The 15,903-nt window shown below is 66.5% G+C and carries 6 protein-coding genes, 1 CRISPR repeat array and 1 riboswitch; of the genes, 1 reads left to right on the top strand and 5 read right to left on the bottom strand.

Annotated features, from left to right (window positions below; all coding sequences use genetic code 11):
* Window positions 1-42: 42 nt before the first annotated feature.
* On the bottom strand, window positions 43-1,041 hold the full coding sequence (locus ACFO3Q_RS12535) for a ribonucleotide-diphosphate reductase subunit beta (RefSeq protein WP_377005088.1): 999 nt from the start codon (window positions 1,039-1,041) through the stop codon (window positions 43-45).
* A 75-nt stretch (window positions 1,042-1,116) separates the two neighbouring features.
* On the opposite strand from ACFO3Q_RS12535, the gene ACFO3Q_RS12530 reads away from it, so the two are divergent.
* Window positions 1,117-1,485 carry a four helix bundle protein gene (locus ACFO3Q_RS12530; protein WP_377005059.1) on the top strand — a complete coding sequence of 123 codons (369 nt, stop codon included), beginning with the start codon at window positions 1,117-1,119 and terminating at the stop codon, window positions 1,483-1,485.
* A gap of 39 nt (window positions 1,486-1,524) precedes the next feature.
* Here ACFO3Q_RS12530 and ACFO3Q_RS12525 read toward each other — a convergent pair whose 3' ends face one another.
* The 4 genes from ACFO3Q_RS12525 to cas6f form a co-directional block, all read right to left on the bottom strand.
* A complete protein-coding gene (locus ACFO3Q_RS12525; protein WP_377005087.1) occupies window positions 1,525-3,870 on the bottom strand; it encodes a ribonucleoside-diphosphate reductase subunit alpha in 2,346 nt (781 codons plus the stop codon).
* Between the two features lie 509 nt (window positions 3,871-4,379).
* Entirely contained in the window at window positions 4,380-5,387 is a 1,008-nt protein-coding gene (locus ACFO3Q_RS12520) for a hypothetical protein (RefSeq protein WP_377005058.1), read from the bottom strand.
* Window positions 5,388-5,610: 223 nt separating this feature from the next.
* Window positions 5,611-7,890: a 5-methyltetrahydropteroyltriglutamate--homocysteine S-methyltransferase gene (metE, locus tag ACFO3Q_RS12515; RefSeq protein WP_377005057.1), complete on the bottom strand. Its 2,280-nt coding sequence runs from the start codon at window positions 7,888-7,890 to the stop codon at window positions 5,611-5,613.
* Window positions 7,891-8,025: 135 nt separating this feature from the next.
* Window positions 8,026-8,271: riboswitch (cobalamin riboswitch) on the bottom strand.
* Between the two features lie 126 nt (window positions 8,272-8,397).
* Window positions 8,398-15,206: direct repeats of the CRISPR family, unit length 28 nt; unit sequence TTTCTGAGCTGCCTACACGGCAGTGAAC.
* Between the two features lie 129 nt (window positions 15,207-15,335).
* Window positions 15,336-15,902 (bottom strand): type I-F CRISPR-associated endoribonuclease Cas6/Csy4, encoded by a 567-nt coding sequence (cas6f, locus tag ACFO3Q_RS12510; protein ID WP_377005056.1) that lies wholly within the window; start codon window positions 15,900-15,902, stop codon window positions 15,336-15,338.
* Between the last annotated feature and the right edge of the window lies 1 nt (window position 15,903).

Raw genomic sequence — 15,903 nt, 5'->3', positions numbered from 1 at the left:
GGGCGCCCGAAGGCGCCCTTTCCGGTCGCATCGCGCGGGGGCTCAGAACGCCTCGTCGAAGCTGACCTCGCCCTGCACGCCGACCTGGTAGGCCGACACCCGGCGCTCGAAGAAGTTGGTCAGCTCCTGCATGTCCTGCAGCTCCATGAAGGGCAGCGGGTTGCGGACGTTGTAGACCTTCTCCATGCCGAGCTTGGCGAAGTGGTTGTCCGCGCAGTGCTGCAGGTACTGGCGCATGTCGCGGGTGGAGATGCCGGCGACGCCGCCGGAGAGCACGTCCTCGGCGAACTGCACCTCGCACTCGATGGCCTCGGCCAGCATGTCGTAGACCTGCTGCTTCATCTCCGCGTCGAACAGGTCGGGCTCCTCCTCGCGCACCACGCGCACCGACTCGAACGCGAAGTCCATGTGCGCGCTCTCGTCGCGGAACACCCAGTTGGTGCCCGAGGCGAGGCCCGGCAGCAGGCCGCGCGAGCGGAAGTAGTACACGTAGGCGAAGGCGGCGAAGAAGAACAGCCCCTCGATGCAGGCCGCGAAGCAGATCTGGTTCAGCAGGAACTGGCGGCGCTGCTCGCGGGTCTCGATGCGGTGGAGGTTCTGGATCGAGTCGATCCACTTGAAGCAGAAGTCGGCCTTCTTCTTGATCGACGGGATGTTGTCCACGGCGGCGAACGCCTTGGCGCGCTCCGCCGGGTCGGGCAGGTAGTTGTCGAGCAGGGTCAGGTAGAACTGCACGTGCAGCGCCTCTTCGTAGAGCTGGCGCGACAGGTACATGCGCGCCTCGGGCGCGTTGAGGTGCTGGTAGAGGTTGAGCACCAGGTTGTTCGACACGATCGAGTCGCCGGTGGCGAAGAACGCGACCAGGCGGTGGATGAGGTGCCGGTCGGCCGGCGTCATCTTCGAGTGCAGGTCGGTGATGTCGATCTGGAAGTTGATCTCCTCCACCGTCCAGGTGTTCTTGATGGCGTTCCGGTACATCTCGTAGAACTGCGGGTAGCGCATCGGGCGCAGCGTCAGTTCGAAGCCGGGATCGAGCAGCATCTGGCGCACTCGAGGAGTGGGTGAGGAGGAGTGAGGAACGGAGGGAGCCGTGCTCTCGGTGACATTGGAGGTCATGTGCATTACCGGAAGGCAGTGGTGTGGCAGAAGGCAATGGCGCTGGCGCGGGAGATCTATGCCCTGGCGTCGCTGTTGCCGGGTGAGGAGCGCTACGGGATGCGCAGCCAGATCACGCGTGCGGCGGTATCGGTAGCCGCGAACATCGCCGAAGGCTGGACGCGGGAATCCGCACGCGACAAGGCCCACCTGCTGGCTGTCGCGCATGGATCGCTGTCGGAAGCGGAAACGCTGCTGACACTGTGCGAGGACCTCGGCTGGTGCCCCCGCACCGACACCGTGGAGGCGCGGGGGCTGATGGACGAAATCAGTCGCATGCTGACGGTGCTGCGAAGGAGGCGGAGGGAGGTCGCGCAGGTCGAGGGCTGATGCCCTCGTTCCTCACTCCTCCCACTCGCTCCTCCGTTCTTACTGGCAGGCCTCGCAGCTCTCGGGATTCTCCAGCGAGCACACCACCGCGGCGTTGGCCTGGGTCTGGTCGACGGCGGCCTTGGCCGGCGAGGAGACCGTGGTCTTGGTGATCCTGGTCGCCGGGCGCGAGCGCAGGTAGTAGCTGGTCTTCAGGCCCTTCTTCCAGGCGTACATGTACATCGAGGACAGCTGGCCGATGTTCGGGCTCTCGATGAACAGGTTGAGCGACTGCGACTGGTCGATGAAGGCGCCGCGGTCGGCCGCCATGTCGATCAGCGAGCGCATCGGCAGCTCCCACGCGGTGCGGTACACCAGGCGCAGCGACTCCGGGATCTCGGCGATGCCTTGGATCGAGCCGTCGGCCAGCTTGATGCGGTCGCGCAGCTCGGCGGTCCACAGGCCCAGCTTCTTGAGCTCGGCCACCAGGTACTTGTTGATCTGGATGAAGTCGCCCGAGAGCGTCTCGCGCTTGAACAGGTTGGACACCTGCGGCTCGATGCACTCGTAGCAGCCGGCGATCGACGCGATGGTCGCGGTCGGCGCGATCGCGATCATCAGCGAGTTGCGCAGGCCGGTGGTCCTGATGCGCTCGCGCAGCGCGTCCCAGCGCGCGGTGTCCTCGGGCACCACGCCCCAGGCGTCGAACTGCAGCTCGCCGCTGGCCGCGCGGGTGTCCTTGAACGACGGGTGCGGCTGGTGTTCGACGGCCAGTTCGCTGGAGGCGACCAGGGCGTGGAAGTAGATCTCCTCGGCGATCTTCGCCGAGAGCCTGCGCGCGGCGTCCGAGTCGAACGGCAGGCGCATCTTGAAGAAGACGTCCTGCAGGCCCATCGCGCCCAGGCCCACCGGGCGCCAGCGCAGGTTGGCCTGGCGGGCGGTGTCGATCGGGTAGAAGTTGAGGTCGATCACGCGGTCGAGCTGGCGGATCGCGATGCGCACGGTCTCGGCGAGCTTCTCGAAGTCGAAGGTCGCCGCGCCGTTCGGGCCGATCTCGACGTGGTGGCCGAGGTTGATCGAGCCGAGGTTGCACACCGCGGTCTCGGACTGCGAGGTGACCTCGAGGATCTCGGTGCACAGGTTCGACAGGTGCACCACGTTGCCCGGCTTCGCGGTCTGGTTGCAGGCGCGGTTGGACTTGTCCTTGAAGTTCATCCAGCCGTTGCCGGTCTCGGCCAGCGTGCGCATCATCCGCGCGTACAGCTCGCGCGCCTTCACCTGGCGGATCGCCAGGCCCTTGGCCTCGGCCTGCTCGTAGACGCGCTCGAAGGCCTCGCCCCACAGGTCGGTCAGCTCGGGCACGACCTTGGGATCGAACAGCGACCACATGCCGTCGGCCTCGACCCGCTTCATGAACAGGTCGGGGATCCAGTTGGCCAGGTTGAGGTTGTGCGTGCGGCGCGACTCGTCGCCGGTGTTGTCGCGCAGTTCGAGGAACTCCTCGATGTCGCCGTGCCACGGCTCCAGGTAGACGCAGGCCGCGCCCTTGCGCTTGCCGCCCTGGTTCACCGCCGCGACCGAGGAGTCGAGCGTCTTCAGCCACGGCACGATGCCGTTGGAGTGGCCGTTGGTGGACTTGATCAGCGAGCCGCGCGAGCGCACGCGGGTGTAGCTGAGGCCGATGCCGCCCGAGAACTTCGACAGCATCGCCACGTCGGCGTAGCGCGCGTAGATCGACTCCAGGGTGTCGGTCGGCGAGTCCAGCAGGAAGCACGAGGACAGCTGCTCGTGGCTGGTGCCGGCGTTGAACAGGGTCGGCGAGCTGGGCATGTAGTCCAGCGAGGCCATGCGGTGGTACAGGGCGAGCGCGTCCTGCACGTCCTCGGACAGCGCGCAGGCCACGCGCATGAAGAACTGCTGCGGCGTCTCGATGACGTGGCGCGCGGTCGGGTGGCGCACCAGGTAGCGGTCGTACAGCGTGCGCAGGCCGAAGTAGTCGAAGCGCTTGTCGTAGTCCTTGTCGATGGTCGCGTTGAGCTTGCGCGCATGGGTCTGCACGAAGTTCAGCAGGCGGTCGGAGATCAGGCCCAGCTCGTGGCCGCGGGCGATCGACTGCGAGAACGCGTGGATCTCCTGGCCGGTCACTTCCTTGTCGATGTAGTCGGCCAGCAGGCGCGCGGCCAGGCGGCCGTACTCCGGCTCCTCGCCGATCAGCAGCGCCGCGGTGCGGATGGACAGCTCGTCGAGCTCGCGCGTGGTCGCGCCGTCGTACAGGCCCGAGATGGTGCGCGTGGCCACGCGCATCGGGTCGATCTCGTACAGCCCGTCGGCGTTGCGCGTGATCGCGCGGACGATCTTGTTCAGGTCGACCGGCTCGCGCTTGCCGTTGCGCTTGGTCACCGTCATCGCACTGGCGGAGTGCGGCGCGGTGAGGTTGAAGGCGGGCGCGTCGGTGCGCGCAGCGGCCGGTTCGCGCGCAGCGCTCGCGGGCTCGGACGTCGTGGGGGCGACGGCATCGACTGGATTCATGGCGTGGCGTCCTTGTGGCAACGGAAGGGCGGTGCGTGGCGCACGGGTACTGCGGGCGGCCGGCGTGGCCGGCGGCCTGCGGTCGGATCCGGACAGGGCGCGAAGGCGCGCCGACGGTCCGGTCGGCGGCCGCAGGGCACCCAAGATAGTGGGGTGCCCTGGAGGGGTCAACACAAGATTTGGTGTTTACAGGGCCTTGACACGCAAGTGCCTGATAGCGCCGACGAACCGCTGCAGGGCCCCGCGGGAGCGGGCTTCGCAGCGTTCCAGCGGCGGCACGTAACGTGTCGCGACGGCGGTGTCCGGATGCACCGACGATGCCTTCCGGCCGTCTCGCCGGCTGCGACGGCGACCGTTCGTCGTCGCAGGCGGTCCTGGGACGCGGATCAGCCCGCGGCGACCGCCCGCACCGGGGGCCGGATCGTCTCCCCCGGGGTCTCGTAGACCGGCTCCAGCGGATGCCCGCCCTCCGGCAAGGTGCGCGCGGTATCCACCTGCCACTGGCGCGGCGGCGCGCCGTCCCCGGCGACCGCCAGGGGCGAATTGGGGCAGGCGCCGGCGGCCTTGCCGTCGAGCCGCTGGTAGAGCTCGTCCAGCGGCAGCGCGCCCGGCGGCGGGGTGATCCCGGTGTCGGGGTCGATGGGGGGCGCGATCTCGCCCGTGGCGGCGGGCTCGACCAGCTCCACGAACTTGCACAGGTAGAGGTCGGCGGACTCGAGGGTGCGCAGCAGCGCGCGCTGGTCCAGGCCGGGGACCTCCCCCAGGCGGTAGAGCATCTCGGCCGCCTCGCGCAGGGCCTGGAGCTGCTTGAACGCGCCGCCCAGGTAGTTGGCCTGCAGTTCCTCCAGCCGCGCCTTGCGGACCAGCTCGTCCACCGGCAGCAGGGCACGGGTGGCGGCGCTCTCGCTGCGGGTGGTGCCGGCGGTGCCGTGGCGCATGCGCGGCAGGGTGGGGTAGGGATAGGTGCCGGCGACGCCGAAGGCGAAACCCACCTCGCTGTTCCCGTTCCAGCCCTGCAGCCCGCGCAGGTCGTCGGTCACCGCGGCCTGCAGCAGGGTGCGGGCCACCGGTTCGAGCCGGTCGATCACCGCCCGCCACGGCGTGGACGGCGGCGCGACCAGCTCGATCAGCACGCGCTTGTCCTGGGCCGCCCCGCCGCGCTGCGAAGGCAGGGCGCGCGGACGGTCCGGCGGCGGGGCGATCACCACCGGCCGCCGTGCCTCGTGCAGGGCCTGCTGCAGGGTCTGCCGGTCGGCGCGATGGCGCGCCTCGGCCTCGGCCAGCGCGCCTTCCAGTCCGGTGATCTCCAGGCGGCGGCGCGACAGCAGGGTCAGCAGCACCGTGACGGTGACCACGGCGGTGAGCACGGCGGCGCAGAGGATCAGTTCGAACATGCCGGATTCCAGGCGGGGGCGGGCGGGCCGGCGCGCGGACGCATGCGCGCAGCTCGGCCTCCCTATCGGCCGCATGCGCCGGAGGTTGAGCCCGGCGTCGTCCGGCGCGGTGCCGGGCACCGGCGCCCGCCCGGACCGGCCCCATCCCGCCCCTGCCGTCCCCGCCCCGCCTGGCAGGGGAGGCCCCGGCCGCCGCGGCCGGAAGCCCCTCGACGCCGACGGCCTACGCCGCCACGAGCGCCGCCCGCAGCGTGCGCGCCGCGGCCACCATGTGCGCCAGCGCGGCCTCGACCTCGGGCCAGCCGCGGGTCTTGAGCCCGCAGTCCGGATTCACCCAGACCTGCGCCGGGTCGAGCACCTCCAGCGCGCGTTCGAGCAGGGCCTGCATCTCCGCCGCGTCGGGCACCCGCGGCGAGTGGATGTCGTAGACCCCGGGCCCGATGCCGGCCGGGTAGCGGAAGCGCACGAAGGCGTCGAGCAACTGCATGCGCGAGCGGCTGGTCTCGATGGAGATGACGTCGGCATCCAGCGCGGCCACCGCCTCGATGATGTCGTTGAACTCCGCGTAGCACATGTGGGTATGGATCTGCGTGGCCGGCGCCGCGCCGCCCGCGGCGATGCGGAAGCAGGCCACCGCCCAGTCGAGGTAGGCCGGCCAGTCCGCCCGCCGCAGCGGCAGGCCCTCGCGCAGCGCCGGCTCGTCGATCTGCACGATGCCGATGCCCGCCGCCTCCAGGTCGCCCACCTCGTCGCGCAGGGCGAGCGCGAGCTGGCGGCAGACCGCCTCGCGCGGCAGGTCGTCGCGCACGAACGACCACTGCAGCACCGTGACCGGCCCGGTCAGCATGCCCTTCACGGGGCGCGCCGTGAGCGACTGCGCATGGCGGCTCCAGGCCACGGTCATCGGCGCCGGGCGTGCGACGTCGCCGAACAGGATCGGCGGCTTCACGCAGCGCGAGCCGTAGCTCTGCACCCAGCCCTGGCGGGTGAAGGCGAAGCCGTCGAGCTGCTCGCCGAAGTACTCGACCATGTCGTTGCGCTCGGCCTCGCCGTGCACCAGGACGTCGAGCCCCAGCGCTTCCTGCACGCGGATGGCGTGCGCGATCTCGTCGCGCAGCACCCCTGCGTAGCCTGCATCGTCCAGCCGGCCGGCCCGGTGCGCCGCCCGCGCTGCGCGCAGCGCCGGCGTCTGCGGGAAGGAGCCGATGGTGGTCGTGGGCAGCAGCGGCAGGCCGAAGCGCTCGGCCTGGAGCCGGCGGCGCGTGTCGAGGTCGGCGCTGCGCCACGTGCTGGCCGCGTCCAGCGCCGCGACCCGCTCGCGCGCCTCGGGCCGCAGCACGCGCGCGGCGCTGCGCCGTTGCGCCACCAGCGCGCGGCGGTGGTCGAGCGCGGCGCGCGCGCCCAGGTCGCCCGCGACCGCGTCCGCCAGGCAGCGGCACTCCGCGATCTTCTGTCGCGCGAACGCCAGCCAGCCCTTGAGTTCGGGATCGAGCCGGGTCTCCTCGTCGAGGTCGATCGGCACGTGCAGCAGCGAGCAGGACGGCGCGATCCACAGCCGGTCGTCGCCGAGCCGCGCGCGGGCGCGCTCGACCAGGGGCAGGGCGCGATCGGGATCGGCGGCCCAGACGTTGCGGCCGTCCACCACGCCGAGGGACAGCGTGGCGGATGGCGGCAGCGCATTGAGCACCGCATCGAGCTGTCCGGGCGCACGCACGAGGTCCACGTGCAGGCCGGCCACGGGCAGCCGGGCGGCGAGGTCGAGGTTGTCGCCGAGCGCCCCGAAATAGGTCGCCAGCAGCAGCCGCGGCCCGGTGCCGGCGAGCGCCGCGTAGGCGCGGGCACAGGCCGCGCGCGCCGCGGGATCGAGGTCGAGGACCAGGCAGGGCTCGTCGATCTGCACCCACTCGGCGCCCTCTGCGTGCAGGCCGTCCAGCAGCGCGCGATAGGCCGGCACGAGGGCGTCCAGCAGGTCCAGCGGCGCGCTGCCGTCGACGGTCTTGGACAGCAGCAGGAAGCTGACCGGCCCCAGCAGCACCGGCCGCGCCGCGTGGCCGGCGGCCCGGGCCTCGCGCAGCTGCGCCAGCGGCGCGTCGCCGGCGAGGCGGAAGCGCTGCCCGGCATGCAGCTCGGGCACCAGGTAGTGGTAGTTCGTGTCGAACCACTTGGTCATCTCCAGCGCCGGCAGGTCGTGGCCGTCGCGCGCGTGGCCGCGCGCCATCGCGAAGTAGATCGCCAGCGGGTCGCCCAGCGCGCGATAGCGTTCCGGCACGGCGTCGAACAGCACCGCGGTGTCGAGCACGTGGTCGTACAGGGAGAAGTCGTTCACCGGCACCACGTCGGCGCCCGCGTCGCGCGCGAGCGTCCAGTGGCGATGGCGGAGCGTGCGGGCGGTCTCGGCGAGGGCGGCGGCGTCGCTCTCGCCGCGCCAGTAGGCCTCGAGCGCCTTCTTGAGTTCGCGGCGGCGGCCGATGCGGGGAAAGCCGAGGAGGGTGACGGTGGACATGCGGAACTCCGTGCGGTCGGGTCGGGACGACCGGCCGCCCGCGGAGCGGCACGCCGCGACGCCGCCGGCGGGCCGGCGGTCGCGCACGTGCCGGCACCTCCCCCGCGGGACGCCCGGCAGACACGCGGCGCGCTGCTGCGCGCCGCGGCCGGGGCAGGTCTTCGGGCTCGCGGACACGGCAAGGCTGCGCCTTCCCACCTACTGGCCATCGCTTCCCGGGCGTGCCCGCCCAGTGCGTTTCCCGATGCGCGTTGCCGCGTCACCGTGACGGCGTTCGTTTCCGCTGACCGCTGCGGGGCAGCTCCGGATTTCCACCGGATTCCCTCTTAGTCCATCGCAACATGCGGATGAAGCGATGGAACCTCGGCCGGCCGACCTTACGCCCGGCCCGGGTGCAGGTCAACGCGCGGGGCGGGGACAATGGCGAAGGGCGCCCTCGTCTTCTGGGCGGCCTGCTGTCTGCACGGCAGCGAACTCCCGCTCTCTCCCGTCAGATATAGCCTTGGCTCTCTGAGCTGCCTGCAGGGCAATGAGCACGCACCGCGGCTGCGCGATGACATCGACCATCTCTGAGCTGCCTACACGGCAGTGAACGGCTGCCCCTCGCACTGCCGGCGTTTGTGGAGTTTCTGAGCTGCCTACACGGCAGTGAACGTGGTGCCGTCCTGATGCACGCGTGCGATGCGTTTCTGAGCTGCCTACACGGCAGTGAACGGCGTTGGGCGGCGTCTCCATCGCCGTGTCCATTTCTGAGCTGCCTACACGGCAGTGAACGCATGGACATCGTGCTGATCTCGCAGGACTTCTTTCTGAGCTGCCTACACGGCAGTGAACTCGCTTGCCCATCGAAAACCGGTGCGGACCATTTTCTGAGCTGCCTACACGGCAGTGAACGACGCTGGCCGCATCATCGGCGAGCTGCATGCTTTCTGAGCTGCCTACACGGCAGTGAACTGCCGGAATGGTGCGTCTACATCGAGCTCAGTTTTCTGAGCTGCCTACACGGCAGTGAACGTGGCGAGGGCTTCGGAATGCTTGAGGATTGCTTTCTGAGCTGCCTACACGGCAGTGAACCTTCGGGCGGGTCCGGGTCGGGCGGCGCCACATTTCTGAGCTGCCTACACGGCAGTGAACTTGCCCGCAAGCGGGGTCGTCCGCCTAAGCACTTTCTGAGCTGCCTACACGGCAGTGAACCGCGATGCGCGGCATGGGCTACGCCGTGGAGTTTTCTGAGCTGCCTACACGGCAGTGAACCACGCAGCGCGCGCGACAACTTCAAGCGAGTATTTCTGAGCTGCCTACACGGCAGTGAACGGCTGCGCAGGCGGCGGCTTGTCGCCCTGCAGTTTCTGAGCTGCCTACACGGCAGTGAACATGCTCGCCGATTTCGCGGACATGCAGGAGCGTTTCTGAGCTGCCTACACGGCAGTGAACAGGACTTCAAGTCCACGCTGCTCGACGTGCTCTTTCTGAGCTGCCTACACGGCAGTGAACCGCACGGCGTGTGCGCCATTGCGGCAGTCAGGTTTCTGAGCTGCCTACACGGCAGTGAACTCGACGGCGCCCATGCGGCGGGGTGTCTCCCGTTTCTGAGCTGCCTACACGGCAGTGAACCTTGGCGTCGTTGACGGTCTCCCAGCAGAACATTTCTGAGCTGCCTACACGGCAGTGAACCGCGGAGCATATGATGCGCGAGCGGGCCGCATTTTCTGAGCTGCCTACACGGCAGTGAACGCCGCCGCGACTAGCATGCCGAGTAGCACGATTTTCTGAGCTGCCTACACGGCAGTGAACCCGCATTCGGGCGGTGGACGCTGGCTCCCACTTTTCTGAGCTGCCTACACGGCAGTGAACTCCTAAGCCGCGCGCGCCGTCCACTACTCAACTTTCTGAGCTGCCTACACGGCAGTGAACACGTCGGCTGCCTCCTCGCCCGCCTCGGAACCTTTCTGAGCTGCCTACACGGCAGTGAACGCATAAGGCCCGCAGCGCGGATGATGTCGGAATTTCTGAGCTGCCTACACGGCAGTGAACCGGAAGAGGAAGCGCGCATCGCGATCCACGGATTTCTGAGCTGCCTACACGGCAGTGAACGCCACGGCAGCGCGGACATTCGCCAATTCGTTTTTCTGAGCTGCCTACACGGCAGTGAACGCCTGCGGCCGGAATTGCTCACGGGCTCCGGCTTTCTGAGCTGCCTACACGGCAGTGAACGACGTGTATTGTGGCGGTGCGGTCATGGGTGCTTTCTGAGCTGCCTACACGGCAGTGAACCTCATCGCTTTGCTCCTCGATTCAAGGTGTCATTTCTGAGCTGCCTACACGGCAGTGAACCTACTCCGAAAGCGTCGCCGAGGCGCTCTGCATTTCTGAGCTGCCTACACGGCAGTGAACATGATGGAACGAGGCAGGGAGTGCCTGGTCGATTTCTGAGCTGCCTACACGGCAGTGAACCCGTCCCTCGTTGCCAGCGCGCCGCTGATTGTTTTCTGAGCTGCCTACACGGCAGTGAACGCGCGCTTCGGCGGCGCTCGCGAATGCCTTGTTTTCTGAGCTGCCTACACGGCAGTGAACATGGCGGCGGGGATGGTCAGATGGTCGGTCATTTTCTGAGCTGCCTACACGGCAGTGAACCGCCAGGTGGCTGTCTTTGCGGGGACGGCCGCTTTCTGAGCTGCCTACACGGCAGTGAACCGCGGCAAGCGGCACCCAAGCCGCCGCAGCGCTTTCTGAGCTGCCTACACGGCAGTGAACGCCGTGGACGCCGGCTCGCACTGGCGTATGGTTTTCTGAGCTGCCTACACGGCAGTGAACGGCGAGATCGACCAGCTCATCGCCGATGTGTCTTTCTGAGCTGCCTACACGGCAGTGAACGAGGACCCCGCCTTCGAGTGGGCGATGTACGCTTTCTGAGCTGCCTACACGGCAGTGAACGAGGCTGTCTCCTGGCTGGGGCAGGTCGGTCATTTCTGAGCTGCCTACACGGCAGTGAACGAATCCAGGGGCCTGCCTTGAACTGCCGACCTTTTCTGAGCTGCCTACACGGCAGTGAACATGTCCACGATCACGTACGGCGTGCCCTGGATTTTCTGAGCTGCCTACACGGCAGTGAACAGCGACCGCAGGAACATCGGACCCAGGATTGCTTTCTGAGCTGCCTACACGGCAGTGAACTTCGCCGGGGCCTGGTCGTACACGATGCGCTTTTTCTGAGCTGCCTACACGGCAGTGAACTCAGTGACGACAAGGTCGCCGCCGGGCGTGATTTTCTGAGCTGCCTACACGGCAGTGAACCTGGGCAAGGTCTACCGCACGAAGCGCATCGATTTCTGAGCTGCCTACACGGCAGTGAACCGGGAACGGGTCATCGCGCTGATCGAGCGCGATTTCTGAGCTGCCTACACGGCAGTGAACCGACGACACCACCGGCCGGTGGATCGAGGCGTTTTCTGAGCTGCCTACACGGCAGTGAACATTGCGAGGTCAGACACGGTGCGGTCTCCGGTTTTCTGAGCTGCCTACACGGCAGTGAACGGCGCCTGGCGTCGGGGCTGGACGAAGCGGCCTTTCTGAGCTGCCTACACGGCAGTGAACCGGCGTGGCGAGCTCGCGACGCAGCGCATCGCTTTCTGAGCTGCCTACACGGCAGTGAACAGGGTCCCGATGTCCGCGTTCTCGAACCGACCTTTCTGAGCTGCCTACACGGCAGTGAACGCGGCCGCACTCGTCGCGCCCCACGTCCGGCATTTCTGAGCTGCCTACACGGCAGTGAACGCCCCGGCGCGAAGAGACGCGCCGGGCTCGAATTTCTGAGCTGCCTACACGGCAGTGAACAACGCGAACCTCTCCGACCTGCACCGCGCGATTTTCTGAGCTGCCTACACGGCAGTGAACCCGATTTCGCCGCGACCGAGACCGTCGGCGAATTTCTGAGCTGCCTACACGGCAGTGAACCGGCCGTGGACCGGCCTCGGGAGCCATCGACGTTTCTGAGCTGCCTACACGGCAGTGAACATCTGTCATTCGCATCCGCCGAGCCTGCTTGCTTTCTGAGCTGCCTACACGGCAGTGAACGCTGTCCGGCGCTGCCACCGCTGGGTGAATTTGTTTCTGAGCTGCCTACACGGCAGTGAACTGTTTTGGGCTGGCCTTGCTGGGGCGGTGCTGTTTCTGAGCTGCCTACACGGCAGTGAACTCGCTCATACGACTCCCAAGCCGACTGAGCGATTTCTGAGCTGCCTACACGGCAGTGAACGGCGACTCATGCTGTTCGGGCTGTTGGCTCTTTTTCTGAGCTGCCTACACGGCAGTGAACTCATCGAGCGCCGAACTGCGGGTGGCCGGTCATTTCTGAGCTGCCTACACGGCAGTGAACGCCCCCTGGGCGCATCCGTCGGACCCCTCGGTGTTTCTGAGCTGCCTACACGGCAGTGAACACGAACCCGCATCTGCTGACCGCGATCAGGAATTTCTGAGCTGCCTACACGGCAGTGAACGTGCGTAAAGCGCCGGTGCAGCAGGCCTTCGCTTTCTGAGCTGCCTACACGGCAGTGAACGGTGTGGACCTTTCCGGCGTGCATGCGCGTTTTTTCTGAGCTGCCTACACGGCAGTGAACATGAAGGTTCTGGCCTGCATCGAGTTCGACGATTTCTGAGCTGCCTACACGGCAGTGAACGCGGCGGCCACGGAGCCCCTGCAGACGGTGATTTTCTGAGCTGCCTACACGGCAGTGAACCCCGTGGAAATGGAACTCGCCCTGCGCGAGCTTTTCTGAGCTGCCTACACGGCAGTGAACCCCATGCACATCGTCGACGACGTCCAGGACTGTTTCTGAGCTGCCTACACGGCAGTGAACCTACTCGCGGCATTCGCGACCGGCCTCAGCGCTTTCTGAGCTGCCTACACGGCAGTGAACCGGCAGCATCCCTGCGGTCGCGCGCGCCGTGCGTTTCTGAGCTGCCTACACGGCAGTGAACGGCGGGTTGGGCGGAGGCGCCGGCCTCACCCTTTTCTGAGCTGCCTACACGGCAGTGAACCGCCTACAAAGCCGCGCTGGATTATTCCGCATTTTCTGAGCTGCCTACACGGCAGTGAACATTCCATCGACGCTGTAGGGCCTGACGACGATTTTCTGAGCTGCCTACACGGCAGTGAACCGCGCGAACGATCTTTGCCCAGTAACGGCAACTTTCTGAGCTGCCTACACGGCAGTGAACTCGTCCACTTCGCCGTCCGGCAAATGGCCGGCTTTCTGAGCTGCCTACACGGCAGTGAACGTCCGAGGACGGGCGAGGTCGGCAAAGTCCCATTTCTGAGCTGCCTACACGGCAGTGAACCACGGAATACGACCAACCGCGCGCCTTGCGATTTTCTGAGCTGCCTACACGGCAGTGAACACTCAGTGGGGCTACGGCGGCAGGCTGGTGTCTTTCTGAGCTGCCTACACGGCAGTGAACCAGGCCCCGGAGACCGCGCAGGCGGTTGAGCATTTCTGAGCTGCCTACACGGCAGTGAACCGGGCGTGTGGGAACTGCGCTACCTCGTGCGCTTTCTGAGCTGCCTACACGGCAGTGAACGCGACGCGCTTGATCGCCTCGTCGCGGTCCTTTTTCTGAGCTGCCTACACGGCAGTGAACGACCTGCCCGACATCGCTGTGTTTCTGCACACTTTCTGAGCTGCCTACACGGCAGTGAACTCGCCCTCGTCGTAGTCGCCCCAGATCGCGCCTTTCTGAGCTGCCTACACGGCAGTGAACTCGCCGGCGCTCGCGATCAACCGCGACGACAATTTCTGAGCTGCCTACACGGCAGTGAACCGTAGCGGCCCCGTGCAGGAGAGCCGCGAGCTTTTCTGAGCTGCCTACACGGCAGTGAACGGCGCTCCATCTCTTCGCGCGCCTGGACGTACTTTCTGAGCTGCCTACACGGCAGTGAACGTTATCTGGCGATAGCTGTCCAGACGGGCCACTTTCTGAGCTGCCTACACGGCAGTGAACAAGGTCGGGATCCTCTCCCCTGATGTGCCGGTTTCTGAGCTGCCTACACGGCAGTGAACACCAGCCCGTGGCTGGCGGCTACGTGCCGTTCTTTCTGAGCTGCCTACACGGCAGTGAACTGGCTCGTCGGCGTCAACCAGCACTACATCTGTTTCTGAGCTGCCTACACGGCAGTGAACGCATCGTCCTCTCGCTCCTTCAGGTGTTGCGCTTTCTGAGCTGCCTACACGGCAGTGAACTCGCCGGTGCTCGCCGCGTGGGCGCAGTCGCCTTTCTGAGCTGCCTACACGGCAGTGAACGAACGCGATGTCCGGCCCGATGTCGCCGTCATTTTCTGAGCTGCCTACACGGCAGTGAACCTCCTGCGCGGCGGCCGGCGCATCGGGCACATTTTCTGAGCTGCCTACACGGCAGTGAACCTCGACGCCATCGCGCGCAAGCACGGCGGGCTTTTCTGAGCTGCCTACACGGCAGTGAACGAGCGTGAGCCGGGAGCGCTGGACCCTGACGCTTTCTGAGCTGCCTACACGGCAGTGAACGAGCGCAAGCCCCGGGTACGGAGCCGGCCACGTTTCTGAGCTGCCTACACGGCAGTGAACACCGCCACCATTCCGGCGTCCGGCGACACGAATTTCTGAGCTGCCTACACGGCAGTGAACGGTACCAGCCGAACCCTGCCGTACTCACTGGATTTCTGAGCTGCCTACACGGCAGTGAACGAAACGCCAGTCGTGCTCGCTGACCCCATCCGTTTCTGAGCTGCCTACACGGCAGTGAACGAGCAGGGCCGCAGGCATGCGGCTCACCGACTTTTCTGAGCTGCCTACACGGCAGTGAACTCGGGGTTGCCCGTGTGGTTGCCCTCCACGACTTTCTGAGCTGCCTACACGGCAGTGAACGCCAAGAGGGCGCTGATCGCGTTCGTCGTTGTTTTCTGAGCTGCCTACACGGCAGTGAACATTCCTCCGGGTGGTCATTTGTTCGTGGACGATTTCTGAGCTGCCTACACGGCAGTGAACATCGAGAAGTACGCGGTGTTGCTGGCGTCCGCTTTCTGAGCTGCCTACACGGCAGTGAACGTGACGGTGGTGACGTTGGTGACGGCGGTGACTTTCTGAGCTGCCTACACGGCAGTGAACCTCAAGACGGACTACGCCTTCAAGGAGCGCAATTTCTGAGCTGCCTACACGGCAGTGAACGGCATGTCCAGCGAGAACTGCCGGGACGACGCTTTCTGAGCTGCCTACACGGCAGTGAACGCGCCCATGGCCGTGCGCAGCTCGCGAGCGATTTTCTGAGCTGCCTACACGGCAGTGAACTAGAAGCCATGGCACCGGAAGCCGCGCCAACTCTAGCGTATGAGGCAAAAGAAGGCCGACCTCCCTTTCAGGAGGTCGGCCGCTAAGTGATTGAAAGATGGCCGAAGATTGGGCTCGCTCAGAAAAGGGTCAGAACCAGGGAACGGTCGCCTCCCGGCTCAGGCCGTAGCTGTTAAAGGCACCGGACACCGGCTCGGGAAGCAGGGGGCCGTGCTGAACGAAGAGCGGAAACGTGGGCTGTCCCGTGCTGCGGCTTCCGATGACGACATGGGGGAGCATGAGCCGCTTGGCGACCGTGTCCGGAATGCGCTGCTGCGCAGTGTCGTCGTCGAGTCCGTGGCGACGCATGGCGCGCCGGCGAAGCCGGGCGGGGCTGCTCTTGGCCTGTACCCGGCTTACCCGCCGATGCTGGACACCCGTAGGAACGGGAGTGATCGCCGACAGATGCAGGTGATCGAGCATCCCCTCGATCCAGCCGGTTGCCATCAGTGTCCGTAGCGACGCTTCGAAGCCATGCAGACGCACGCGACCTCCCAGTGTGGGTTTGCTGTCGTCGTGTTCGGGAAAGCTGACGCCGATGTCCTGGCAGCCCAACTGCGCAAGAGCGCGATGGAGTCGGGCGTACAGGCCATTGAGCAGATGCTGAGGCGTCAGTTCCGGGTCGCGGCGCAGGCGGCACTCCAGGTAATGATCCATG

Source organism: Coralloluteibacterium thermophilum, assembly GCF_042654365.1.
Classification (GTDB): domain Bacteria; phylum Pseudomonadota; class Gammaproteobacteria; order Xanthomonadales; family Xanthomonadaceae; genus Coralloluteibacterium; species Coralloluteibacterium thermophilum.
Note: the sequence above shows the minus strand (reverse complement) of the source record. Positions and strands in the feature narration are given on the sequence as shown.